The sequence below is a fragment of the Pseudomonas sp. PS02302 genome, assembly GCF_029959585.1.
In the GTDB taxonomy this organism is placed as follows: domain Bacteria; phylum Pseudomonadota; class Gammaproteobacteria; order Pseudomonadales; family Pseudomonadaceae; genus Chryseomonas; species Chryseomonas aestiva.
The window spans coordinates 21,587-45,555 of sequence record NZ_JASCON010000015.1; the positions used below are offsets into that span (position 1 = coordinate 21,587).

The following is a 23,969-nucleotide window of genomic DNA, read 5'->3' on the forward strand; positions in this document are numbered from 1 at the left end:
CCTTGGAGCAGCTTCAGGCAGGAAAACTTGAAGCAGTGCGTGGCCCCTGCCCCGCACCGCGAGAGCCGGATCAGATGTCCAGCAGCAGACGAGCCGGGTCTTCCAGCAGGTCCTTCATGGTGACCAGGAAGGTCACGGCTTCCTTGCCATCGATCAGGCGATGGTCGTAGGACAGCGCAAGATACATCATCGGCAGGATCACGACCTGGCCGTTCACCGCCATGGGGCGTTCCTGGATCTTGTGCATGCCCAGGATCGCGGTCTGCGGCGGGTTGACGATGGGCGTGGACAGCAGCGAACCGAAGACACCACCGTTGGAGATGGTGAAGGTACCACCCTGCATGTCGTCCATGGTCAGCTTGCCGGCCTTGGCCTTCTTGCCGAAGTCGGCGATGGTGCCTTCCACTTCCGCCAGGCTCATGAACTCGGCGTTGCGCAGAACCGGAACCACCAGACCGCGGTCGCTGGACACGGCCACGCCGATATCCTGATAACCGTGATAGACGATGTCATTGCCGTCGATGGAGGCGTTGACGCCCGGCTGACGCTTGAGCGCCTCGGTGGCGGCCTTGACGAAGAAGGACATGAAGCCCAGGCGCACGCCATTGTGCTTCTTCTCGAACATGTCCTTGTACTTGGAGCGCAGGTCCATGATCGGCTTCATGTTGACCTCGTTGAAGGTCGTCAGCATGGCCATGCTGGACTGGGCTTCCACCAGACGCTCGGCGACCTTGGCCCGCAGGCGGGTCATGGGCACGCGCTTCTCGGTACGGTCGCCAGCGGCGGTCACCACCGGAGCGGCGGCGGCAGCGGGCTTGGCAGCCGGCGCGGCGGCGCCGGACTTCTTGGCCTCGACGGCGGCGACGGCGTCTTCCTTGGTGATGCGACCACCCTTGCCGGTACCGACCAGGGTAGCCGGATCGATGCCGTTCTCTTCGGCGATCTTGCGCGCTGCGGGAGCCAGGATCGGATCCTCTTCACCACCGGCGGCCGGGGCGGCGGCCGGAGCACTGGCGGCAGCCGGCTGGGCAGCCGGAGCGGCGGCAGCGGCACCCTCTTCCACGCGAGCGATGACTTCTTCGCTCAGCACGGTATCGCCTTCGTTCTTCACGATTTCGGCCAGGACGCCATCGGCGGGCGCCACGACTTCCAGCACGACCTTGTCAGTCTCGATGTCGACCAGCAGTTCGTCACGCTTGACTGCTTCGCCCGGCTTCTTGTGCCAGGTGGCGACGGTGCCGTCAGCGACCGATTCCGGGAAGGTAGGGGCTTTGATCTCGATAGCCATTCTATGAATTTCCTTAGTGATCTTTAGTAGTCGCGTGGCGAATCAAACGGAGAAAGCATCGTTCAGCAGTTTTTCCTGCTGCTCGGCGTGCATGGAGGCATAGCCACAGGCCGGTGCGGCGGACGCATCGCGACCGGCGTATTCCAGGCCCAGACCCTGCTTGTAACCGGACACGGCGCGGCGCATGTGATGCTGGCTGCAGTACCAGGCACCCTGGTTCATCGGCTCTTCCTGGCACCAGACCACGCGCTCGAGGTTCGGATAACCGGCCAGTACCTCGGCCAGATCGTCTTCCGGGAACGGATAGAGCTGCTCCAGACGCACGATGGCGATGTCCTGGCGATTCTCGCTGCGGCGCTTTTCCAGCAGGTCGTAGTAGACCTTGCCGCTGCACAGGACCAGGCGCTTAACCTGCTGGGCATCGAGCTGATCCAGCTCGTTGATCACGGTCTGGAACGAACCATGGGCCAGGTCTTCCAGGGTCGAGATGGCCAGCTTGTGGCGCAGCAGCGACTTGGGCGTGAGCACCACCAGCGGCTTGCGCAGCGGGCGGATCACCTGGCGACGCAGCAGGTGATAGATCTGCGCCGGGGTGGTGGGTACGCAGACCTGGATGTTCTGCTCGGCGCACAGCTGCAGGTAACGCTCCAGACGAGCCGACGAGTGCTCCGGACCCTGGCCTTCGTAGCCATGGGGCAGCAGCATGGTCAGGCCGCAGAGACGACCCCACTTGATCTCGCCGCTGGTGATGAACTGGTCGATGACGACCTGGGCACCGTTGGCGAAGTCACCGAACTGGGCTTCCCAGACCACCAGCGCGTTGGGCGTGGTAGTGGCGTAGCCGTATTCGAAGCCCAGCACCGCTTCCTCGGACAGGAAGGAGTCGTAGATCTCGAACGACGGCTGGTCTTCGGCCAGGTGCTGCAGGGGCACGTAGGGTACGGCGTCCTTCTGGTTGTGCAGCACCGCGTGACGGTGCGAGAAGGTGCCACGACCGACGTCCTGACCGGTGATGCGGATCGGATGGCCTTCGTGCAACAGGGTGGCGTAGGCCATGATCTCGGCGAAGCCCCAGTTCAGCGGCAGGCCGCCGGCGGTCATCTTCTGCCGATCCTCGAGGATCTTGCCGACCTGGCGCTGAACCACGACGCCTTCCGGAACCTGTAGCAGCTTGTTGGCCAGGTCCTGCAGGGTCTTCAGATCGAAGCCGGTATCGTGCCGGGCGGTCCAGGCGTGGCCGATGTAGGGTTTCCAGTCGACGAACAGGTCGCGATTGGGTTCCTTGACCAGGCTGGCCACCACGTGACGGCCCTCGTCGAGGGCGCCGCGATAGGCTTCGAACTGCGCCTGGACTTGCTCGGCGGTGACCACGCCGGCCTGGGTCAGGGCATCGGCATAGAGATCGCGGGTGGTGCGCTGCTTGGCGATCTGCTGGTACATCAGCGGCTGGGTGCCGCTCGGCTCATCGGCCTCGTTGTGGCCGCGACGGCGGTAGCACACCAGGTCGATGACGATGTCACGCTTGAATTGCATGCGGTAGTCGACCGCCAGCTGAGTGACGAACAGTACCGCCTCGGGATCATCACCATTCACGTGGAAGATCGGCGCCTGGATCATCTTGGCGACGTCGGTGGCGTACTCGGTGGAGCGCGCGTCTTCCTGGCGGTTGGTGGTGAAGCCCACCTGGTTGTTGATGACGAGGTGCAGGGTGCCGCCGGTCTTGTAGGCGCGGGTCTGCGACATCTGGAAGGTTTCCATGACCACGCCCTGGCCCGCGAAGGCGGCATCGCCATGGATGGCCACGGGCACGACCTTGTCGCCGGAGCGATCGCCGCGGCGATCCTGGCGAGCACGTACCGAACCTTCCACCACCGGAGAGACGATCTCCAGGTGCGACGGGTTGAACGCCAGCGCCAGGTGGACTTCGCCGCCCTGGGTCATAACGTTGGAGGAGAAGCCCTGGTGGTACTTGACGTCACCGGAGCCCAGCTCGACCAGCTTCTTGCCTTCGAACTCGTCGAACAGGTCGCGCGGATTCTTGCCCAGGGTGTTGACCAGCACGTTCAGGCGGCCACGGTGGGCCATGCCGATCACCAGCTCCTTGACACCATAGGAGCCGGAACGCTGGATGATCTCGTCGATCAGCGGAATCAGGCTCTCGCCCCCTTCCAGACCGAAACGTTTGGTGCCCGGGTACTTGGTGCCCAGGTACTTTTCCAGGCCCTCGGCGGCGGTCAGTCGCTCCAGCAGATGGGTGCGGACTTCAGGGGAATACTGCGGGCGGCCACGGACGCTTTCCAGCCGCTGCAGGAACCAGCGGCGCTCTTCGGAATCGACGATGTGCATGAACTCCGCACCGACCGTGCGGCAATATGTCTCTTGCAGCGCATCCCTGATTTCGCGGAGAGTTGCTTCCTCTTTGCCGATGAACAATTCACCGGTGCGGAAGGTGGTATCCAGATCGGCGTCGGTCAACCCGTAGTGGTTGAGCAGCAGATCGGCAGGCGGCTGACGCTTCCACAGACCCAAGGGGTCGAGCTGGGCAGCCTGATGACCCTGCAGACGGTACGCCTGGATCAGACGCAGGACTTCGACCTGCTTCTTCTCGTGTTCGGAACTGACAGTACCGGCCGAGACCGGTTGAGCTCGCCGCTGGTTCTTGCCCAACAGCACGAAATGGTCGCGGATCGCGGAATGCGCGACGTCCGGCGAATTGCCAGTGACCGCAGGCAGCTTCTGGAAGTAGGTGCGCCATTCTTCCGGCACAGCGTTGGCATCGTGCAGAAACAGCTCATAGAGCTCTTCCACATAGGCAGCATTACTGCCGGACAGGTGAGCGCTGTCCCACAGTTGCTGCATCTGACTTTCGTGCATCTAGTTCACCCCTTCGGCAGAGATAGCATCAGCCGCTGACCAGTCTCGACGCGAGACCTGGCCTCCCTACGGCTGCGCCAATGCCCGGATGCTGTTCCGGGTATCCCTGAATGGACATTGGTTGAATCAAGCTATCGAGGTCGTTAACGAACCCGCCCGGCACAACGGGCCGGGCGGGACGTGAATCAGGTACCGCTCTGCAGCAGCATCGCCCGCACATGGCCGATGGCCTTGGTCGGGTTCAGCCCCTTGGGACAGACCGCCACGCAGTTCATGATCGACCGGCAGCGGAACACGCTGAACGGATCGTCCATGGCCGCCAGACGTTCCTGGGTCTTGGTGTCACGGCTGTCGGCCAGGAAGCGATAGGCCTGCAGCAACGCAGCGGGGCCGAGGAACTTGTCGGGATTCCACCAGAAGGACGGGCAGGACGTCGAGCAGCAGGCACACAGGATGCACTCGTACAAACCATCGATCTTCTCGCGGTCTTCCGGGCTTTGCAGGCGCTCGATGGCCGGGGCCGGGGTGTCGTTCTGCAGGAACGGCTTCACCTTCTCGTACTGCTTGTAGAAGATGCTCATGTCGACGACCAGGTCACGGATGACCGGCAGGCCGGGCAGCGGGCGCACGACCAGCTTGTCGTTCTTGACCACGGCCGACAGCGGCGTGATGCACGCCAGGCCGTTTTTGCCGTTGATGTTCATGCCGTCGGAGCCGCACACGCCTTCACGGCAGGAACGACGATAGGAGAAGCCTTCATCCTGCTCTTTGATCAGAGCCAGGACGTCCAGCACCATGAGATCCTTCCCACCAGTATCGACCTGGAACTCCTGCATGGACGGCGCGCCGTCCTGATCCGGGTTGTAACGATAAACGCTGACTTTCAACATGGTGGTCACCTTTAGTAAGTCCGAACCTTGGGTTCGAACATCGGTACGGTCTTCGGCGCGAAGTTGACTCCACGCTTGCTGACCCGCTTTTCACCGGGGAAATAGAGGGTGTGGCACAGCCAGTTCTCGTCGTCACGCTCTTCGAAGTCTTCACGGGCGTGAGCACCACGGGACTCCTTGCGGTTCTCGGCGGCGATGGCGGTCGCTTCGGCCACTTCCAGCAGGTTCTGCAACTCGAGCGCTTCGATACGGGCGGTGTTGAAGCCCTGGCTCTTGTCGTTGATCTTGACCTTGGCGATGCGCTCGCGCAGATCGGCCAGTTCGGCGATGCCCTTCTGCATGTACTCGCCGGTGCGGAACACCCCGAAGTAGTTCTGCATGCAGGTCTGCAGCTGCTTGCGCAGCGTGGCGACATCGTCGCCGGTGGTCCGCTCGTTGACGCCGGCCAGGCGCTGCAGCGAGGCTTCCAGGTCGCTTTCCGAAGCACCACGGTGCTCGATACCGTCCTTGAGCGCCTTCTCCAGGTGCAGACCGGCCGCACGACCGAAGACCACCAGGTCCAGCAGCGAGTTGCCGCCCAGACGGTTGGCGCCATGCACGGACACGCAGGCCACTTCGCCCACGGCGAACAGGCCTTCGATGATCCTGTCGTTGCCGTTGGCGTCTTGAGTGATGGCCTGACCATGAATGTTGGTAGCGATGCCACCCATCATATAGTGGCAGGTGGGGATCACGGGCACCGGCGCGACGACCGGGTCGACATGGGCGAAGGTCTTGGACAGTTCGCAGATGCCGGGCAGACGGCTGTGCAGCACGTCCTCACCCAGGTGGTCCAGCTTCAGCAGCACGTGGTCGCCATCCGGACCGCAACCGTTGCCAGCCAGCACTTCCTTGACCATGGAACGGGCGACCACGTCGCGACCGGCCAGATCCTTGGCGTTGGGCGCATAGCGCTCCATGAAGCGCTCGCCGTGCTTGTTGATCAGGTAGCCACCCTCACCACGGCAACCCTCGGTGACCAGTACCCCGGCGCCGGCGATGCCGGTGGGGTGGAACTGCCACATCTCGATGTCCTGCACCGGGACGCCGGCGCGCAGCGCCATGCCGACGCCGTCACCGGTGTTGATCAGGGCATTGGTGGTGGAGGCATAGATACGGCCCGCACCGCCAGTGGCCAGCACGGTGGCCTTGGCCTTGACATAGACGGTCTCGCCGGTCTCGATGCAGATGGCGATGACCCCGACGATGACGCCGTCCTGGTTCTTCACCAGATCCACGGCGTACCACTCGTTGAGGAATACCGTGTTGCTCTTCAGGTTGCCCTGATAGAGGGTGTGCAGCAGGGCGTGACCGGTACGGTCGGCCGCGGCACAGGTCCGCGCGGCCTGGCCGCCCTTGCCGTAATCCTTGGACTGACCGCCGAAGGGACGCTGATAGATGCGGCCCTGCTCGGTGCGGGAGAACGGCAGACCCATGTGCTCGAGTTCGAAGACCGCTTCCGGGCCTACGGAGCACATGTACTCGATGGCGTCCTGGTCACCGATGTAGTCCGACCCCTTGACGGTGTCGTACATGTGCCAGCGCCAGTCATCGTTCGGATCGGACGAGGCGATGGCGCAGGTGATGCCGCCCTGGGCGGACACGGTATGCGAACGGGTCGGGAAGACCTTGGTGATCACCGCGGTCTTGTGACCGGACTGGGCCAGTTGCAGCGCTGCGCGCATACCGGCGCCGCCGCCACCTACGATGATGGCATCAAACGAGATATGACGAATTGTGGACATAGATCAAACACCCCAGAAGATCTGCACGCCCCAGACGAAGAACGCGAACATCGCGAACCCGCATACCGACTGGAACAGGAAACGCACGGCGGTAGCGCCCTTGCCGATAGCCATGGTGGTCAGGTAGTCGGTGGAGATGGTCCACATACCAACCCAGGCATGAACGCAGACGGACACCAGCGCCAACAGGCTGAAGATGCGCATCAGGGTGTGGGAGAACAGGCCGTGCCATTGCTCGAAGGTGAGCCCTGGATGAAGGATCAGGTAGCCGAGGATAAAGAGGAAGTAGACCGCAAGGACGACTGCCGAGACCCGTTGAGCCATCCAGTCGTAGAGACCGGAACGCGAAAGATTGGTGACGTTGGTTACCATACCCAAACCCCTGCCAGAATGATCAGAACTGCGGAAATGACCAGCACGAGCTGCGCACCCAGCTTGCCGCCCTGCAGGGTTTCGCCAGCGCCACCATCCATGATCAGGTGCCGAATACCGGCGACCAGGTGGTAGAGCAATGCGGACAGCAGACCCCAGATCACGAGCTTGACCAGCGGATAGGCCAGAAAAGCTTTCACTTGGCCGAAGCCTTCCGGACTGCCCAAGGACAGGTGCAGGCCATAAAGCATGACTGCAATGCCAAGGAACAGGATGACGCCGGAGATACGGTGAAGAATCGAGGTATAAGCTGTGATAGGTAGTTTGATGGTCCTGAGATCTAGGTTTACAGGTCGTTTGCTATTCACGGCTTCTTTCACACTGAGGGCCCAATTGCGGTCGGGCTAGTTATAGGAGATTCCACATCTGCTTCACGCTTCCTGTTGGAAGCGTCGCGACCGCTCGGCATCAGCTCGCCGACCCGGTACGGTCGGGCGAGAATTATAGACAGTTAGCCTACTCATGACAAACGCGGATGCCCGATTCCGACGTCGCCGGCTGATATTCAGAAGCCTGCGTGTTAATGTCTTTTCGCCGCACAATCTGCCCAGAAAGCGCCTTTAGGGTGATATTTTCGTAAATTGACTTTCAAATTTATCCCTCTATAGTGGGCGAGGCCCTGAGTGGAGGGTTTATTGATGATTTCAAAGCAAAATAAGGAGGCCTAATGGCTGACAAGAAAGCGCAGTTGATCATCTCGGGAGCGGATCCGGTTGACCTGCCCGTTATGTCCGGCACCCTCGGCCCGGACGTGATCGATGTTCGCAACCTCACCTCCACTGGTGTGTTCACCTTTGACCCGGGCTTCATGTCCACCGCTTCGTGCGAGTCCAAGATCACCTATATCGACGGTGACAAGGGCATCCTGCTGCACCGAGGCTACCCGATCGAGCAACTGGCGGAAAAATCCGACTATCTCGAGACCTGTTACCTGCTGCTCAAGGGTGAATTGCCGAACGCGCAAGAAAAGGCGCAGTTCGTCGACACCATCAAGAACCACACCATGGTTCACGAGCAACTGAAGAACTTCTTCAACGGCTTCCGTCGCGATGCGCACCCCATGGCCATCATGTGCGGCGTAGTCGGCGCCCTCTCGGCCTTCTACCACGACTCCCTGGACATCACCGATCCGCAGCACCGCGAGATTTCGGCGATGCGCCTGATCGCCAAGATGCCGACCCTGGCAGCCATGGTGCACAAGTACTCCATGGGTCAGCCGATGATGTATCCCCGCAACAACCTGGGATACGCGGAGAACTTCCTGCACATGATGTTCAACACCCCGTGCGAGGAAAAGCCGATCAGCCCGGTACTGGCCCGCGCCATGGATCGCATCTTCATCCTGCATGCCGACCATGAGCAGAACGCCTCCACGTCCACCGTCCGCCTGGCCGGTTCGTCGGGCGCCAACCCCTTCGCTTGTATCGCTGCCGGTATCGCCGCCCTCTGGGGCCCGGCGCACGGTGGCGCCAACGAAGCGGTACTGAAGATGCTGGACGAGATCGGCGATGTCGCCAACATCGACAAGTTCGTGGCCAAGGCCAAGGACAAGAACGATCCGTTCAAGCTGATGGGCTTCGGCCATCGCGTCTATAAGAACTTCGATCCGCGCGCCACGGTGATGAAGCAGACCTGCGACGAAGTCCTGGCCGAGCTCGGCATCAACGATCCGCAACTGGAACTGGCCATGCGCCTGGAAGAACTGGCCCGCAAGGACCCCTACTTCGTCGAGCGCAACCTCTACCCGAACGTGGACTTCTACTCCGGCATCATCCTCAAGGCGATCGGCATTCCGACCAGCATGTTCACCGTGATCTTCGCCATGGCGCGGACCGTCGGCTGGATCTCGCACTGGCAGGAAATGCTGTCCGGCCCCTACAAGATCGGTCGGCCGCGCCAGCTGTACACCGGCGTGACCCAGCGTGACATTCCGGACGATCGCGGCTGATCGATCCGCTGAGAACAACCCCGCCTCGGCGGGGTTTTTTGTGCCCGCCAGAACCAGATCAATCGCGGAAAACCAGAACGGCAGGCATGAAAAAGCCCGCACTAGGCGGGCTTTTTCGAGTCTGGATCAGGCAGCTTACTTGGCCTGAGCTTCGACTTCGGCTTCTACGCGACGGTTAACAGCGCGACCGGCTTCGGTGGCGTTGTCAGCAACCGGGCGGGACTCACCGTAACCAACGGCGTTCACACGGCCACCCTGCACGCCGTACTGGTTGACCAGTACGTTACGCACGGCGTTGGCACGACGCTCGGACAGCTTCTGGTTGTAGGCGTCGGTGCCGACGGAGTCGGTGTGGCCTTCAACGGTGGTCGAGGTCTGCGGGTACTGCTGCATGAAATCAGCCAGGTTCTTGATGTCGGCGTAGCTGTTGGGCTTGACCACGGCCTTGTCGAAATCGAACTTCACGTCCAGCTCGACGCGAACGGTTTCAGCGGCAGCCGGGCAGCCGGTAGCGTCAACGGTGACGTTGGCCGGGGTGTTCGGGCACTTGTCGACGTTGTCGCAGACGCCGTCGTTGTCGGAATCGGTGCAGACGTCAGCAACGGGGGCCGGAGCCGGAGCCGGAGCGACTTCTTTCTTGGTGGAACCACCGAAGTTCAGACCAACACCTACAGCAGCGCTCCACTCGGTGTCGCCGTAGTCGATGTTGTAGTTAGCTTGCACGCCGGTACGGGCATACAGGTTCTCGGTGAAGTAGTACTTCAGGCCGGCACCCAGGTTGGCGTAGGTGGAACGGTCACGACCACCTTCGTTGATGTCGCGGTTGCTGATGGACTGGTGAGCGAAGCCACCGGACACGTACGGACGCAGGCCAACACCGGGCTGACCGAAGTGGTAGTAGGCGTCCAGGGCGGCCAGGCTGCCCTTGATGTTCTTGTGACCCAGGTCGTGGTCGCCACGGGCGTTGTGGTACTCACCATAGGACAACGCCAGCTCAACGTCGTCAGTCAGGAAGTAGCCAACGGAACCGCCGTACAGGTCAGCATTGGTCATGTTGCGCTGGCTGTCGGTGAACAGACGGCTGCCGAACAGCTCGGTCTCGACGGCGCCTTGACCTTGTGCCAGGGCGCTCAGCGAGGCGCTTGCCAGCAGGGAGCCGATAACGACGCCCAAGGTGCTCTTCAGTTTCATCCTTTGTATCCCCATTTTAGTGGTACTAATTCCGGCAATCTCCGGAGGCTTCGACAACAAGTTTTCGTGAAGTTCAAAAACTTACGGCTGACACATCCGGTCAGCCCTCAACTTCAGCTGCGAACTTGTCACGCAGTTTGTCGAGTGCCCGCTTGTACCGCATCTTGGTGGCGCTGAGGCCCATGTGCATGATGTCGGCGATCTCCTGGAACTCCAGCTCGGCGACGAAGCGCAGCACCAGAATCTCCCGATCGACCTGACCCACATGAACCAGCCAGCGATCCATCCCTCCCTTCTCTTCCAGCTTCGGCGCCCGTTCCTCGGAAGCTTCCTCCATCGGATCCAGACTTAATGCCTCCACCAGCCGCCGCTTGCGGCGTTCCTTGCGGTACTGAGTGATGCACTCGTTGTAGGTGATGCTGTACAGCCAGGTCTTGAATTTCGATTTCCCCTCGAAATTCTTCAAACCGTAAAGCACCTTCAGCATGATTTCCTGGCAGACATCGTCTGCATCCCGGTCGTTCCCCAGGTAGCGGGCGCAGACGTTGAACAGGGTGCGCTGGTAACGGCGCATCAGTTCTTCGTAGGCTCGCGTCACGTGGAAGAGTTCACCATGCGCGCGCTGGACCAGCTCTTCATCACTGAGCGTGGTCGGGTCGTAGGCATGAGGGGCAGGCTTGTTCAAGACGGAGTTGGCTACCAAAAAGTGGCGGGCATGATAGCCATCTCCGCGGCGCCTGTCAGCGGCTGCGCACCTGAGCCTCCAGTAATAGACGGTTCGGAACCGAAACGATATCGCCCTCCTCGGTCATGATGAGGGTCTTGGCGGTCCCGATTTCCTCGATCTCGCCTTCGACGTCGGCCAGGGTCACCCACTGGCCGACTTCATAGAGCTCGCGCACATAGATGCCGGCCAGGATCTGCGACACCAGTCCCCGGCTGCCCAGCCCAAGCGCCAGGGCCGCGGCCAGGGCGAAGGCGGTGAGCACGATGGCGATGACCAGGTTCAGCAGCTCGGTCTTGATCTCCAGCTGACCTACCGCGACCGAGATCGAAATGATGATGACCAGCCCCTGCGCCAGGCGCCCCAGCCCCGCCGCGTAGTCCAGGCCGACACCTTCGGCCGCACCGTGGACCAGACCGCTGACCAGTTGCGCCAGCAGCACGCCGACGATGAGCACCAGGGCGGCGCCAAAGATCTTGGGCACATAGAGCGCCATGACGTCCAGGGTGGAGGACACGCGCTGCAGGCCCAGGGATTCGGCGGCCGACACCAGGAACACCAGCAGGACGAACCAGTAGACGATCCGGCCGATCAGGGTGGTGACCGGGATGCGGATGCCGATCTTGGCCAGTTGCTTGGTCACACCGGCACCGGCAAGGATGCGATCCAGGCCGAGCTTGGCAAGGACCTTCGACAACACGGTGTCGAGAATCTTGGCGACGGCGAAGCCGGCGAGGATCACCACCAGGGCGCCGAAGACATTGGGAATGAAACCGGCCACCTTGCTCCACAGGGTGGTCATGGCGGACAGCAGACTCTGGGTCCAGATATCGAATTCCATCTACTTCAGGATCTCCGGGGAAGATTCGCTACGCCGGGTGCGACGTGAGCGCGGCTTCAGATGGGGGGCGCCGTTGCCCAGCGCCAGCAGCAGCACCGATACCCAGTGCCGCCCGATCAGATCGAACAGCGCACCCGCGCCCACCTGGCGGTTGGCGGTCTTGAGGACCCGGTGCAAGCGCGCCTGGTCATCGCCCGCTTCGTCCTGAGCATTGGCCGGGGTATTGAGGAGCGCCTTGAGGGACGCTTCGAAGGGATCGTGCATAAGCACCTCGCTGGTCGTTTCCTCTTGACGCAGCGAGGTGGAAGCGGGTCACAGCCAGCGCAAACGGCGAAACAGCCAGACCTGGAAGATCGACACCGCCGCGATCAGCAGGCAGGCGGCCACGAAGCCGAAGGGAGACGAGGAACCCGGCAGGCCACCCATGTTCATTCCCAGCAGGCCGGTGATGAAGCTGATGGGCAGGAAGAAGCCGGTAATGATGGCTAGCAGGTAGAGGGTACGGTTGGTCTTCTCGGCACTTGCGCGCTGCTCGGCGTCCTGCAGGAGCGCCACGCGCTCGCGCATGACCTCGAGCTCTTCCAGGTTGCGCACCAGGCTGTTGTGCAATTCGCTCCAGTAGCCCTGACTGGCCGCCTCGGCGAACCAGGCGGGCTTGCCGCGGGCCAGATCGCCATAGATGTCACGTTGTGGGGCCAGGTAACGCCGCAACCCGGTCGCGCGGCGCCTGAGCGTCAGCACTTGGGCATGGTCGGGCAGGCTGTTCTCGTCCTGGTCGACTTGCTCTTCGAGACCATCGAGCTGATCGGACAGGCCGCGCACCAGGTCGTCGACCCGACTGGTCATGTAGCTGGCGAGATAGAGCACCAGCTCCTCGGCGCTCTGGGCGCCAATGCCCGCTTCCAGGTCTTCTTGGACTTCGGCGGCGGCCTTCATGGGTCTCATGCGCAGGGAGATCACCCGGCGTTTGTCGACGAATACCCGCAGCGACACCATGTCCTCGGGCACGGCGCCGGGATTGAGATTCACGCCACGCAGGAACAGCAGGAGGCTGTCGTCGGGCTGATTGACCAGCCGCGGGCGGGTCGCCTCCTCCAGCAACAGGTCGCAGGCGAATTCGCTCAGGCCGCTGGACTGCCGAAGCCAGGCCTGGGCTTCGGGGACGCTGCGATCCCAGTGCAGCCAGAGTACCTCGCCGGGGCCCGGCTCGGCCTCGGCCAGTTCCCGGCGGCTAAGGCGTCTTCCGCCGCCGCGGCCATCGAGGAGATAGCCGTAGATGAGACCCTGTTCCACATCGCTGTCGTACTGCTGCATCTGGCGTCTCTTGCAGGGATCGCGACCGCTTTCGCTCGGCGATCCGGCAAAGGTGGCCCTGGGCAGGGCGCAGGCGCCACCTTCGTGGGGGGATGAGGGAATTAATCCTGGAAAGGCTCACCCCGCCTTTGCCGGGCGGGGTGAGCCTGGGATCAGGCGTTGCCTTCAGCCAGGAAGAACCAGGTGTCGAGCACGGAATCGGGGTTGAGCGAGACGCTCTCGATGCCCTGCTCCATCAGCCACTTGGCCAGATCCGGATGGTCCGAAGGACCCTGACCGCAGATGCCGATGTACTTGCCGGCCCGGTTGCAGGCGGCGATGGCATTGGCCAGGAGCTTCTTGACCGCCGGATTACGCTCGTCGAACAGGTGGGCGATGATGCCGGAGTCGCGATCCAGGCCCAAGGTGAGCTGGGTCAGGTCGTTGGAGCCGATGGAGAAGCCGTCGAAATGCTCGAGGAACTCGTCCGCCAGCAGGGCATTGGAGGGCAGCTCGCACATCATGATCACGCGTAGGTCGTTCTCGCCGCGCTTGAGGCCGTTCTCGCCGAGCAGCTCGACCACCCGCGCCGCCTCGTCCAGGGTACGCACGAAGGGCACCATGAGCTCGACGTTGGTCAGGCCCATCTCTTCACGCACCTTCTTCATGGCGCGACATTCCAGCTCGAAGCAGTCGCGGAAATTCTCGCTGATATAGCGGGAGGCACCGCGGAAGCCCAGCATGGGGTTCTCTTCCTCGGGTTCGTAGAGCTTGCCGCCGATCAGGTTGGCGTACTCGTTGGACTTGAAGTCCGACAGGCGCACGATGACCTTTTTCGGCCAGAAGGCGGCAGCGAGGGTGGCGACCCCTTCCACCAGCTTCTCGACATAGAAGCCAACCGGATCCGAATAGCCGGCGATGCGCTTGTCGACGCTTTCCTTCACCTCGAAGGGCAGGCTGTCATAGTTCAGCAGCGCCTTGGGATGCACGCCGATCATGCGATTGATGATGAATTCGAGGCGCGCCAGACCCACGCCGGCGTTGGGCAGCTGGGCGAAATCGAAGGCACGGTCGGGGTTGCCGACGTTCATCATGATCTTGAACGGCAACTCGGGCATGGCATCCACCGAGCTCTTGCGGATGTCGAAGTCCAGCTCACCTTCGTAAATCAGGCCGGTATCGCCCTCGGCGCAGGAGACGGTGACGGTCTGGCCTTCCTTGAGCAGGCTGGTGGCATTGCCGCAGCCGACCACGGCCGGGATACCCAGCTCGCGGGCGATGATGGCGGCGTGACAGGTACGACCGCCCCGGTTGGTGACGATGGCGCTGGCGCGCTTCATTACCGGCTCCCAGTCGGGATCGGTCATGTCGGAGACCAGGACATCACCGGGCTGGACGCGGTCCATCTCGCTGACGTCGCGGATGATCTTGACCTTGCCGGCGCCGATGCGCTGGCCGATGGCACGGCCTTCCACCAGCACCTGGCCCTTGTCCTTGAGCAGGTAGCGCTCCATGACGGTGGCGCTGGCCCGGCTCTTCACGGTTTCAGGACGGGCCTGGACGATGTAGAGCTTGCCGTCGTCACCGTCCTTGGCCCATTCGATGTCCATCGGTCGACCATAGTGGCGCTCGATGATCAGCGCCTGCTTGGACAGTTCGGTGACCTCGGCGTCGGTGATCGAGAAGCGGGCGCGATCCGCCGGCTCGACATCGACGGTACGGACCGAGCGGCCGGCCTTGGCTTCTTCGCCATAGACCATCTTGATCGCCTTGCTGCCCAGGTTGCGCCTGAGGATGGCCGGGCGACCGGCTTCCAGGGTGGGCTTGTGGACATAGAATTCGTCCGGGTTCACCGCGCCCTGCACCACGGTCTCGCCCAGGCCATAGGCGGCGGTGACGAAGACCGCATCGCGGAAGCCGGATTCGGTATCCAGGGTGAAGAGCACGCCGGCGGCGCCGGTTTCCGAGCGCACCATGCGCTGCACGCCGGCGGACAGGGCGACCAACTTGTGATCGAAGCCCTGGTGGACACGGTAGGCGATGGCGCGGTCATTGAAGAGGGAGGCGAAGACTTCCTTGGCCGCGCGAATGACGTTGTCGACGCCGCGGATGTTGAGGAAGGTTTCCTGCTGGCCGGCAAAGGAGGCATCCGGCAGGTCTTCGGCGGTCGCCGAGGAGCGCACGGCCACGGCGAGATTGGGGTTGCCGGCCGACAGCTCGGCGAACGCCCGGCGAATCTCGGCGTCCAGGTGCTCGGGGAAGGGTGCGTCCATGACCCACTGGCGGATCTGGGCGCCGGTCTTGGCCAGGGCGACGACGTCGTCGACATCCAGGGCATCGAGGGCGGCGTGGATACGCTCGTTCAGCCCGCTCTGCTCAAGGAAATCGCGATAGGCCTGGGCCGTGGTGGCGAACCCGCCCGGCACGGAGACGCCCGCGTTGGCCAGGTTGGCGATCATCTCGCCGAGAGATGCGTTCTTGCCGCCCACGCGCTCGACGTCGTGTACGCCAAGCTGCTCCAGTGAAATTACATACTCGTCCAAGGTCTTCTCTCCATCTTGTGTCTTTGTGGGAAAGCAGTACGCCTCGGCGCCCGCCCCATGGACAGTGGACGGCGGTAGGTTACAGTGCAGCGATCCCTGCCCCGTACGCCACCAGGACGTCCATCCATGCAACGAACCGCCTTTTTCATTTCCGACGGTACCGGCATCACGGCCGAAACCCTCGGTCAGAGCCTCCTGGCCCAGTTCGGGGACATCACCTTCAGAAAGATCACGCGCCCCTACGTGGATACGCTGGACAAGGCCAGGGCGATGGTACAGCAGATCAATGCCGCCGCCGTCCAGGACGGTGCGCGACCCATCATCTTCGATACCATCGTCAACCGTGACATCCGGGCCATTCTGGACCAGTCGAACGGGTTCATGATCGACATCTTCTCCACGTTTTTATCCCCGCTCGAACGGGAACTTTCCGCCGAATCTTCGTATTCGGTAGGGAAGTCACATTCGATCATGCACAATAGTCACTACATGGAGCGGATCGAGGCCGTCAATTTCGCACTCGAAAACGACGACGGCGCCCGCACGACCCACTATGCGCAGGCCGATCTGATCCTGGTGGGGGTCTCGCGCTGCGGCAAGACGCCGACCTGCCTCTACATGGCGCTGCAATACGGCATTCGCGCGGCGAACTATCCGCTGACCGAAGAGGACATGGAGCGCCTGCAGCTGCCCGCCTCGCTCAAGACCTACAGGGACAAGCTGTTCGGCCTGACCATCGACGCCGAGCGCCTGGCGGCGATCCGCCACGAGCGCCGGGCCAACAGTCGCTATGCGAGCTTCGCCCAGTGCGAATTCGAACTGCGCGAGGTGGAGAGTCTGTTCCGTCGCGAGAACATCTCCTTCATCAACACCACACATTTTTCCGTGGAGGAAATCTCGGCGAAGATTCTGGTGGAGAAAGGCGTGGAAAGACGGTTTAAATAGCCGACCACCCTCCTCTGCAGCGCCTGCGTGGCGCGCCAGGCGACCGCCATGAACCTCGTCGATGCCCTGCTGTTCTTTCCGGTCGCCCTGCTCATCGCCCTGACCCCCGGCCCCAACAACTTCTGCTCGCTCGGCAACGGCATCCGCCATGGCGCGCTGACCGCGGGCTTGGCGGCCCTGGGTCGCGATGTGGCCTTCGTGATCTTCCTGGTGATCTCCGCGGTGGGCCTGGGCGCCATGCTGCTGGCTTCGGAGACGGCCTTCACCGTCATCAAGTGGATCGGCGCGCTCTACCTGCTCTACCTCGGCGTGAAGAGCTGGCGCAGCCGGGCCTTCGACGGCCTGGACCTGACCGAGGGCGGCGCGGCGCAACCGCGGGCGCTGCACCGGCTGATGCTGCAGGAATTCCTCATCGGCATCAGCAATCCCAAGGCGATCCTGCTGTTCGCCGCGGTCTTTCCGCAGTTCATCGACCCCACTCAGCCGACGACCCAGCAGTTCGTCTACCTGGGTGGCACCCATCTGTTCGCGGAAATGGTCGCGGCCTTCGTCTATGGTCTGTTCGGCCGGCAGATCCGCCGCTTCATCCGCGGACCCCGCGGGGTCCGCCGCCTCAATCAGGCTACCGGAGCCTTCTTTGCCGGCGCAGGCGGTCTGCTGCTGACCGCCCACCGCTGATTCAGGACGACACCAGCCCGGACTGGGCGGCGCCCAGCTTGGCCAGGGCCGCTTCGATCGCCGACCAGGGCTGTTCCCTGGACGCTACCGGCGTGTCCACGGCTGCCTGGCGAGCGGTCCGCACCAGTGCGTTGAATTCGGCTGTCAGAGCAGCGGCCTGGGCCCTGTCGGCATCCTCGGACAAGACCGCGGGCGACAGCCAGAGGCGCTCCTGCAGGCGTTCGCCGATCTGCTGGGCGAATTGCAGCCGCCGCTGCCGGCCGATCTGCCCGGCCTCGATGTCTTCGACCAGACCCAGCGACAGCGTCTTGTAGGCCGGCAGCCGATCGAGCAGACCCTGCTGGGCCTGGACCGAACGCGGCCAGTCCACATGCAGCCCCTCCACCGGCAGAGCGGCAGCCAGGCCCAGGTTGTCGATCAACTCACCGTGACGCACGCCCAGCAGCTTCTTCAGCGGCTCGCGCTGCAGCAGGTTGTAGGCCCTTTCGAAGGCGGTACGCCAGGCCAGCGGCAGCTCCAGCGCCAGCAGCGGCTCGTCGAGCTGGACCCATTCCACGCCCTGGGCGGCCAACCGCGCGAAGATTTCGCCATAGACCGGCAGCAGCGCTTCCAGCAGCTCCAGTCGGTCGACGGCGGGATCGAGCGAGCGACCGAGCCACAGATAGCTCAGCGGCCCGAGGATTAGCGGCTTGACGGCCAGACCGAGCGCCTGGGCCTCGGCGACCTCGTCGAACAGCCGTTCCCAGCCGATGGCAAAGGCCTGGCCTGAGGTGAATACGGGAACCTGACAACTGCCGGCGAAACCGTGATCGTCCGCCGGCTCGAGATGGGCGGCAGCGCCTACCAGATAGGAATGCGCCAGCACCCGATCGCCCCAGCCAAAGTCGCCTACCGCGAGCCACTCACAACCTGCCGCTTGCTGGGCACGCCACGCGTGCTGACGCTGCTGGCGTCCCTGGGCGATCAGGGCAACACGCTCGCAATCGTCGAGAGACGCCAGGGACGCGTCACCCTGTTGCTCGCTCCGCGCAGAACCCTGGGAATGAATCTTGACCATTGCACACCTCCACCTGACAGGGTGGAGATTGTCTTCTCGCACGACGCATGAAACAAACTCAGGTTTCTTGTGATGAACTCAAGTTTCTCTCATACACCTGGATCAGGGTTTGAAGCGCGCCATGCTGTAGACGTCGGTAAATACGCCATCGCGCAGGGCATAGCCCCGCAGCAGACCTTCTTCTTCGAAACCGAGCTTGCGATAGAGCGCCAGGGCCGGTTCGTTGTCGCTGAAGACGGTCAACTCCACCCGTTGCAGATTCATCCAGTTGTCGGCGAGGTCGAGCAGGGCCGTCAGCAGCTGGGTGCCTATGCCCTGCCCCTGGCAATCCCGGGCCACGCCCATGCCGAGGGCACCACAGTGCTGGCGGCGAATGCGCGGCTGCTGTTCGAGACTGGCGCTGCCCACGACCCGCCCCTGCTGCAGGGCGACCAGCGCGACCCGGCCCTCGCGCTCGGCACTCTGCCGCTGCCGCCATTGCTCGGCGGTCTGATAGGGCAATTGCAGCACCTGCCGCGCCACCGCCGGATCGCCATAGAGGGCGGCCAGGCCCTCGGCGTGACGATCGGCATAGCGTTCCAGGTGGACGAGCGAGCTGGACATGGGCGGCACTCCTTCGCGGAAGTCCGCAGCTTCGCCCAGGTCCGGGGGATCGGACAAGGGCGAAGCGCGCGATTCACTTGCCGGTTACAGCGTCCATTTCAAGCTGAGCATGACGTTGCGGGGATCGCCGTAGGTGCCACTTCCGGTACCCGTCGGGATGCCCTGCCAGTACTTCTCGTCGAAGATGTTGTTGAAGTTGACCCGGCCATCCCAGTGCTCATTGAAGCGGTAGCCGGCCATCAGACCCACCAGGGCATAGCTATCCTGCTTGGCTTCGCCGGTGCCGACACGCTCGAAGGTCTCGCTCTGAGCCTGCAGATCGGCACCGATACGCCAGTTGCTCAGGTTGCCCGTGAGTTGATAGCTGGTGGCGGCCTTGAACAGGTGCTTGGGCTGCTCGGGCGCGAAGCGGCGATCCTCGTAGGTGACATCCTTGGTGTATTGGCTGAGGACCAGGGTATAGGCCGCGGACGCCTGCCAGTTTGGCGTCAGCTGGCCGGAGATTTCCGCGTCGATACCGCGACTGCGGACCTCGCCCGCAGCGCTGTAACAGCTCTGCGCGGGGTAGCCAGGGCAGAAGGTGGCCTGGTTGGCTGGCAGGTAGGCACGATTCTCCTGGATGGTGTCGAACAGCGCCACGGAGGCATTCAGCGCGCCATCGAAATAGGCACCCTTGAGACCGATCTCGTAGCTTCTGCCAGTCATGGGCTCCAGGACCGCCCCCCCGGAGTTCTGCTCGCTTTGCGGCTTGAAGATCTCGGTATAGCTGGCATAGACCGAATAGGTGTCGTTCAGGTCGTAGATGATGCCGGCATAGGGCGTAACTTCGCGGGTGGCCTTGTAGTCGTTGTCGCTGTAAAGGTTGTCGAAGTCATACCAGCTGACCCGTCCCCCGACGATGACGTGCAGCGGGTCCACCGGATTGAAGCGCGCTGCCGCATACACCGCCTCTTCGGTGGTGGTGTTCTTGCTGGCATAGGGCGTCAGCGTGTCCTTGGCCGGTTTGACGATGCTGCTGGGGCGGAAGTTGTAGATGTCCACCGGAGTGGCACCCGAGTAGCCGCCACGCTGATAGAACTTGTCCTGCCGCCGACTGATCCCGGCCATCAGTTCGTGCTCGCGACCCAGCAACTGAAAGGGCCCGCTCACCGAGGCATCAAGGTTGAGCTGATCGGAATCGGTGCGATAGGCGCCGGAGGCGGTACCCAAGTCACTGACCGAACCGTAGCTAAAGTCCGCGGCCGTGGACGTCAGGTAGTTGGAGTAGGTATCCGAATTGGCCCAGACCTGCTGCGCCGCCAGCTTGGCCTTCCAGCCGTTGTCGAAGGTGTGGGTGATGTCGGAGAACAGGGTGTAGTTGTCCTGATCCCAGTAGGCCCAGTCGCCGCTCAGGAAGGTGGAACGTGAGAGGTGCAGGTTTTCCCCATTGGGACCGCTGGGCAGGCTGCCCCAGTCGGAGGTCTTGTCCTCACGCTGCTTGGACGCACCGATGGTCCAGGTGGTGGCGTCGCTGAGATCCGCTTCGAGGACGCCATAGAAGGTCTGGCGCTTGCGCTCGCGCACGTCCTGGAAGCTATGGCCGTCCTCGTAGGCGGCCACGGCGCGACCGCGCAGGGTGCCGGCTTCGTTGAGCTTGTTGGAGGCGTCGACCTCGGTACGGTAGCGGTCCCAGCTGCCGGCGCTGGTGGTGACGCTGACCTGGGGAAAGGCGGTCGGGCGCTTGCGCACCAGATTCAGGGTGGCCGAAGGATCGCCGGCGCCGGTCATCAGGCCGGTGGCGCCGCGGACCACCTCGACACGGTCGTAGATGGACAGATCGGCCGAGGACAGACTGTCGAGGGTGAAGGTCCCGGCCGTGGTGGGCAGGCCGTCGTACATGACGTTGTCGATGCGGAAGCCGCGGGAGAGGAATTCCTGGCGGTCGCCGCCGAATTTGCGCAGCGTTACACCCGGGGCGTATCTGACCACATCGTTGAGGTCGGTCATGCCCTGGTCCTCCATGCGCTGCCGGGTGATGACGCTCACCGACTGCGGCGTCTCCCGGATCGACAGGGGCAGGCCGGTGGAGGTGCTCATGGCGCCGGTGGTGTAGGAGCGTGTCCCTTCGGTGGTCGTCCGGCCCGTCAGGGAGCCATCGTCCGCGCTGATGGTGGTGGCCTCCAGCGCCACGCTGCCGGCCGCCGCCTGGGTGGCCACCGGGGCGACGGTCGCGATCGAGCCGCTGACCGAGGCCGCCAGGCCACTGCCCGCCAGCAGGCGCTGCAGAGCGACATCCGGCTCCATCCGCCCCGCCAGGGCCGGGGCTCGCTTGCCTACCAGGGCGGCGGGATCGTAGTTCACCTGGAAGCCACTCGCGCGCGCGAAACTCTGCAAGGCATCAGCCAGCGGCTGCGCCGGCTGCGACAGTGCCACGGGAGCGGCCTGGGCGAGGGTCGCCACGCCCAGGGAGACGGAAAGCGCGAGAAGGCGCAGGGAGAAGAGCTGCATGTCGTTGGTCGTCCTCTAGGGAAACACCGACCCGTCCGTACCCCACGTAAGGACTCGCTGGAAGCTTTCCAGGGACCGGTATCCGATGCCGTTGCGCGGCGGAACGCAGGCTATGCAACCTGGATGCATCTGTAAATGCAAATTAATATCATAAGCGAACGCAAATCAGTCGATTACCTTGAGGAAGCGCTCAAGGACGCTACTCTGCCGGCGTCTGCCTTCCATCGCCCGGCCCTGACTATTTTCGAGGAAATGTTTCAAGGAAACAGGGACTGCCCTGCCTACCTTGCGCGGCAGTGGGCAAAGCTGTTGCGCGAGCGGTGGTTTGTCGGTGTTGTGAGGGCGGAATTGGAAATAGAGGGCTGGGGAAGCCGCAGATGGCGGCGGGCCGGTTCAAACCAGCCGCCTGGTGCCGCCCACTCCCTCATCGTGAAAGCGCTGGGCGATGGCGCAGATCTGCGGCTCGATGGCCAGGAAGGCATCGAGCACCTGGGGATCGAAGGTGCTGCCGCGCATCTCGCGCATCATCTGCAGTGAGTCGGCATGGCTGAACGGCTCCTTGTAGCAGCGCCGACTGATCAGGGCGTCGTAGATATCGGCCACCGCCATGATCCGGCCGGCCAGCGGGATGCCGGTACCGGACAATCCGTTGGGATAGCCGCTGCCATCCCACTTCTCGTGATGGGTGCTGGCGATCTCGGCGGCCAGCGCGAGGAAGTTGTCATCCTCCAGATGGCTGGCCGTGCTGAGGATGATCTGCCGACCGAATTCGGCATGCCGCTGCATCACCTGCATCTCCTCCGGCGTCAGCCGGCCGGGCTTGAGCAGGATGGCATCCGGCACCCCGACCTTGCCGATGTCGTGCAGGGGGGCGGACAGGAACAGCAGCTTGATGTAATCGGGCGTGAGCTGCTCCGGCGCGTGACCGGACTGCCGCAACTGCTCGGCGATGGCGCGGACGTAGTACTGGGTGCGCTTGATATGGGCACCGGTCTCGGGATCCCGGGTCTCGGCGACCGCCGCCATGGACTCGATGGTGACCTGGCGCGAGCGTTCCAGCTGCCGGCGCCAGCGCTCTTCGTGCTGGCGCGCCAGGATGATCCGGGTGATCAGCGCCAGCGCCGAGAGCATCGCCACCAGCAGCAGGGGCGCGGCCAGCGGCAGGAAAACGTCATGGCGAACGAACAGCCAGGCGCCCAGCAGTTGCGGCAGGACGATCAAGGTGGCCGCCAACAGGGCGAAGCGACGCTGACTGCGATTGAAGAGAAAGCCAATGGCGAGCAGCAGGCCGCCGGTCAGGCAAAGCACCAGCTGCAGCACGCCGGCGAACTGGGGAATCCGTACCAGGGCATCGTCCAGCAGGTCCTGGGTCAGGGCCGCCTGCAGCCTGACGCCGGAAAAGATCTGGCCCAGCGCCGTCGTGTGCAGGTCGTTGAAGCCTGCGGCCGAGACGCCGACGAAGACGACCTTGCCCTTGAGGGTGGCCGGGGCCACCGCGCCGCTGAGCACCGCGACTGCCGAGACCTCCGGATAGTGCTCGGCCCCGCCGTGCAGCCGCAGTAGCGCCTGGCCTTCGCGATCGAGTGGCAGCCGGTGATCGCCGAGTCGCAGCGTCGGCCCGGCAAGGCCGCTCTCCACCACCGCCTCGTTCAGCCCCAGGGCGCGCAGGGTGGCGGCCAGTGCCAGACTCGGATGGAGGATGCCCTGATGACTGAGCAGCAGGGGGACGCGCCGCAGGATGCCATCGCTGTCACGCTGGCTGTTGATGAAGCCACTGAAGCGCATCTGGCTGGCGATGGGGGCCACGTTGTCCAGCGCGCCGCTGGCTGCGGGCAGCTGCAGGGCGTCGAGGGCGCCGGTGAAGCCGACGCCTGGCCGCAGTCCGCCGGAGACGGGCTGCTGCAGATCAAGAAAGAAGAAACGGGCACCGACGGCCCCCGTCTGCCCCATGACGTAGCCGAGATAACCGTCATTGTCCTGCAATTCCGCAGGCACCCCGGAAAAGCTCAGGTCCACACCGAAGTCGTCGCGGAAACTCTGCTGCAAGGCCTTGAGCGAGGTCCGGTCCGGCTCGCTGAACAGGACATCCACGGCGATCGCCGCCGGCTCGGCCTCGGCGATCCGCGAGAGCAGCTGAGCGACCCGGTAGCGGGGCCAGGGCCATTGCCCGAGCGCCGCCAGACTCGCCTCGTCGATGCTGACCACCTGGACATCCGTGGCATCCTCGGTGCTGGCCGCAAGGCGACTGAGCTGGTCGTAGGCCAGGCGGTCGAGGTACTGCAGCGGCGGCAACTGCGCCAGGGCAGCGAGGCCGAAGGCCAGCGACAGCCCCAGGCTGACCAGGAACATCCAGGGCGCGCGCCGGCGCAGCAGGGTCGCAACGGAGTTCAT

19 protein-coding genes are annotated in these 23,969 nt (G+C 63.4%); 3 read left to right on the top strand and 16 right to left on the bottom strand.

From position 1 onward, the window contains the following. Window positions 1–70 precede the first annotated feature (70 nt). From odhB to sdhC, 6 genes are all read right to left on the bottom strand, one after another. Window positions 71–1,288, bottom strand: a complete 1,218-nt coding sequence (gene odhB, locus QMX82_RS07450; RefSeq protein WP_208694564.1) for a 2-oxoglutarate dehydrogenase complex dihydrolipoyllysine-residue succinyltransferase — start codon at window positions 1,286–1,288, stop codon at window positions 71–73. 42 nt (window positions 1,289–1,330) lie between these two features. After that, the gene (locus QMX82_RS07455; RefSeq protein WP_282281999.1) at window positions 1,331–4,162 is read right to left on the bottom strand and encodes a 2-oxoglutarate dehydrogenase E1 component; all 2,832 of its coding nucleotides are present in this window, start codon (window positions 4,160–4,162) and stop codon (window positions 1,331–1,333) included. Window positions 4,163–4,347: 185 nt separating this feature from the next. Beyond that, window positions 4,348–5,052 carry a succinate dehydrogenase iron-sulfur subunit gene (locus QMX82_RS07460; RefSeq protein ID WP_208694562.1) on the bottom strand — a complete coding sequence of 235 codons (705 nt, stop codon included), beginning with the start codon at window positions 5,050–5,052 and terminating at the stop codon, window positions 4,348–4,350. Between the two features lie 11 nt (window positions 5,053–5,063). Next, a complete protein-coding gene (sdhA, locus tag QMX82_RS07465; RefSeq protein ID WP_208694561.1) occupies window positions 5,064–6,836 on the bottom strand; it encodes a succinate dehydrogenase flavoprotein subunit in 1,773 nt (590 codons plus the stop codon). A gap of 3 nt (window positions 6,837–6,839) precedes the next feature. Next, complete coding sequence (sdhD, locus tag QMX82_RS07470) at window positions 6,840–7,208, bottom strand: succinate dehydrogenase, hydrophobic membrane anchor protein (RefSeq protein ID WP_208694560.1); 369 nt, start codon at window positions 7,206–7,208, stop codon at window positions 6,840–6,842. Beyond that, window positions 7,202–7,588, bottom strand: a complete 387-nt coding sequence (gene sdhC, locus QMX82_RS07475) for a succinate dehydrogenase, cytochrome b556 subunit (protein ID WP_026083585.1) — start codon at window positions 7,586–7,588, stop codon at window positions 7,202–7,204. Before sdhC ends, sdhD begins: the two co-directional genes overlap by 7 nt. A 347-nt stretch (window positions 7,589–7,935) precedes the next feature. On the opposite strand from sdhC, the gene gltA reads away from it, so the two are divergent. Next, entirely contained in the window at window positions 7,936–9,216 is a 1,281-nt protein-coding gene (gene gltA / locus QMX82_RS07480) for a citrate synthase (protein ID WP_208694559.1), read from the top strand. A 135-nt stretch (window positions 9,217–9,351) separates the two neighbouring features. Here gltA and QMX82_RS07485 read toward each other — a convergent pair whose 3' ends face one another. The 6 genes from QMX82_RS07485 to ppsA form a co-directional block, all read right to left on the bottom strand. Next, complete coding sequence (locus tag QMX82_RS07485) at window positions 9,352–10,407, bottom strand: OmpA family protein (protein ID WP_187978798.1); 1,056 nt, start codon at window positions 10,405–10,407, stop codon at window positions 9,352–9,354. 100 nt (window positions 10,408–10,507) lie between these two features. After that, complete coding sequence (gene sigX, locus QMX82_RS07490) at window positions 10,508–11,092, bottom strand: RNA polymerase sigma factor SigX (protein ID WP_007159259.1); 585 nt, start codon at window positions 11,090–11,092, stop codon at window positions 10,508–10,510. Window positions 11,093–11,147: 55 nt separating this feature from the next. Then, window positions 11,148–11,972, bottom strand: a complete 825-nt coding sequence (locus QMX82_RS07495; protein WP_158895487.1) for a mechanosensitive ion channel family protein — start codon at window positions 11,970–11,972, stop codon at window positions 11,148–11,150. After that, window positions 11,973–12,236 carry a CrfX protein gene (locus QMX82_RS07500; RefSeq protein WP_208694558.1) on the bottom strand — a complete coding sequence of 88 codons (264 nt, stop codon included), beginning with the start codon at window positions 12,234–12,236 and terminating at the stop codon, window positions 11,973–11,975. Window positions 12,237–12,284: 48 nt separating this feature from the next. After that, window positions 12,285–13,286, bottom strand: a complete 1,002-nt coding sequence (locus tag QMX82_RS07505) for a zinc transporter ZntB (protein WP_208694557.1) — start codon at window positions 13,284–13,286, stop codon at window positions 12,285–12,287. Between the two features lie 152 nt (window positions 13,287–13,438). After that, a complete protein-coding gene (ppsA, locus tag QMX82_RS07510) occupies window positions 13,439–15,808 on the bottom strand; it encodes a phosphoenolpyruvate synthase (RefSeq protein ID WP_133859681.1) in 2,370 nt (789 codons plus the stop codon). A 126-nt stretch (window positions 15,809–15,934) separates the two neighbouring features. Here ppsA and ppsR point away from each other — a divergent pair, with 126 nt between their 5' ends. Together ppsR and QMX82_RS07520 are read left to right on the top strand one after the other, a co-directional pair. Beyond that, window positions 15,935–16,753, top strand: coding sequence for a posphoenolpyruvate synthetase regulatory kinase/phosphorylase PpsR (ppsR, locus tag QMX82_RS07515; RefSeq protein ID WP_208694556.1), 819 nt, complete (start codon window positions 15,935–15,937; stop codon window positions 16,751–16,753). A 48-nt stretch (window positions 16,754–16,801) separates the two neighbouring features. Beyond that, entirely contained in the window at window positions 16,802–17,431 is a 630-nt protein-coding gene (locus tag QMX82_RS07520) for a LysE family translocator (RefSeq protein ID WP_208694555.1), read from the top strand. 1 nt (window position 17,432) lies between these two features. Here QMX82_RS07520 and QMX82_RS07525 read toward each other — a convergent pair whose 3' ends face one another. From QMX82_RS07525 to QMX82_RS07540, 4 genes are all read right to left on the bottom strand, one after another. Then, window positions 17,433–18,488, bottom strand: coding sequence for a hypothetical protein (locus QMX82_RS07525; protein ID WP_208694554.1), 1,056 nt, complete (start codon window positions 18,486–18,488; stop codon window positions 17,433–17,435). Window positions 18,489–18,590: 102 nt separating this feature from the next. Next, window positions 18,591–19,091, bottom strand: coding sequence for a GNAT family N-acetyltransferase (locus QMX82_RS07530; RefSeq protein ID WP_208694553.1), 501 nt, complete (start codon window positions 19,089–19,091; stop codon window positions 18,591–18,593). 84 nt (window positions 19,092–19,175) lie between these two features. Continuing rightward, the gene (locus QMX82_RS07535) at window positions 19,176–21,578 is read right to left on the bottom strand and encodes a TonB-dependent siderophore receptor (protein WP_208694552.1); all 2,403 of its coding nucleotides are present in this window, start codon (window positions 21,576–21,578) and stop codon (window positions 19,176–19,178) included. Window positions 21,579–21,971: 393 nt separating this feature from the next. Then, window positions 21,972–23,969, bottom strand: coding sequence for a CHASE2 domain-containing protein (locus tag QMX82_RS07540; RefSeq protein WP_208694551.1), 1,998 nt, complete (start codon window positions 23,967–23,969; stop codon window positions 21,972–21,974).

Excerpts from the sequence above, each read along its gene's own strand:
- odhB (WP_208694564.1), bottom strand. The coding sequence starts at position 1,288 with ATGGCTATCGAGATCAAAGCCCCTACCTTCCCGGAATCGGTCGCTGAC.
- QMX82_RS07455 (WP_282281999.1), bottom strand. The coding sequence starts at position 4,162 with ATGCACGAAAGTCAGATGCAGCAACTGTGGGACAGCGCTCACCTGTCC.
- QMX82_RS07460 (WP_208694562.1), bottom strand. The coding sequence starts at position 5,052 with ATGTTGAAAGTCAGCGTTTATCGTTACAACCCGGATCAGGACGGCGCG.
- sdhA (WP_208694561.1), bottom strand. The coding sequence starts at position 6,836 with ATGTCCACAATTCGTCATATCTCGTTTGATGCCATCATCGTAGGTGGC.
- sdhD (WP_208694560.1), bottom strand. The coding sequence starts at position 7,208 with ATGGTAACCAACGTCACCAATCTTTCGCGTTCCGGTCTCTACGACTGG.
- gltA (WP_208694559.1), top strand. The coding sequence starts at position 7,936 with ATGGCTGACAAGAAAGCGCAGTTGATCATCTCGGGAGCGGATCCGGTT.
- QMX82_RS07485 (WP_187978798.1), bottom strand. The coding sequence starts at position 10,407 with ATGAAACTGAAGAGCACCTTGGGCGTCGTTATCGGCTCCCTGCTGGCA.
- QMX82_RS07495 (WP_158895487.1), bottom strand. The coding sequence starts at position 11,972 with ATGGAATTCGATATCTGGACCCAGAGTCTGCTGTCCGCCATGACCACC.
- QMX82_RS07500 (WP_208694558.1), bottom strand. The coding sequence starts at position 12,236 with ATGCACGATCCCTTCGAAGCGTCCCTCAAGGCGCTCCTCAATACCCCG.
- QMX82_RS07505 (WP_208694557.1), bottom strand. The coding sequence starts at position 13,286 with ATGCAGCAGTACGACAGCGATGTGGAACAGGGTCTCATCTACGGCTAT.
- ppsR (WP_208694556.1), top strand. The coding sequence starts at position 15,935 with ATGCAACGAACCGCCTTTTTCATTTCCGACGGTACCGGCATCACGGCC.
- QMX82_RS07520 (WP_208694555.1), top strand. The coding sequence starts at position 16,802 with ATGAACCTCGTCGATGCCCTGCTGTTCTTTCCGGTCGCCCTGCTCATC.
- QMX82_RS07525 (WP_208694554.1), bottom strand. The coding sequence starts at position 18,488 with ATGGTCAAGATTCATTCCCAGGGTTCTGCGCGGAGCGAGCAACAGGGT.
- QMX82_RS07530 (WP_208694553.1), bottom strand. The coding sequence starts at position 19,091 with ATGTCCAGCTCGCTCGTCCACCTGGAACGCTATGCCGATCGTCACGCC.
- QMX82_RS07535 (WP_208694552.1), bottom strand. The coding sequence starts at position 21,578 with ATGCAGCTCTTCTCCCTGCGCCTTCTCGCGCTTTCCGTCTCCCTGGGC.
- QMX82_RS07540 (WP_208694551.1), bottom strand. The coding sequence starts at position 23,969 with ATGAACTCCGTTGCGACCCTGCTGCGCCGGCGCGCGCCCTGGATGTTC.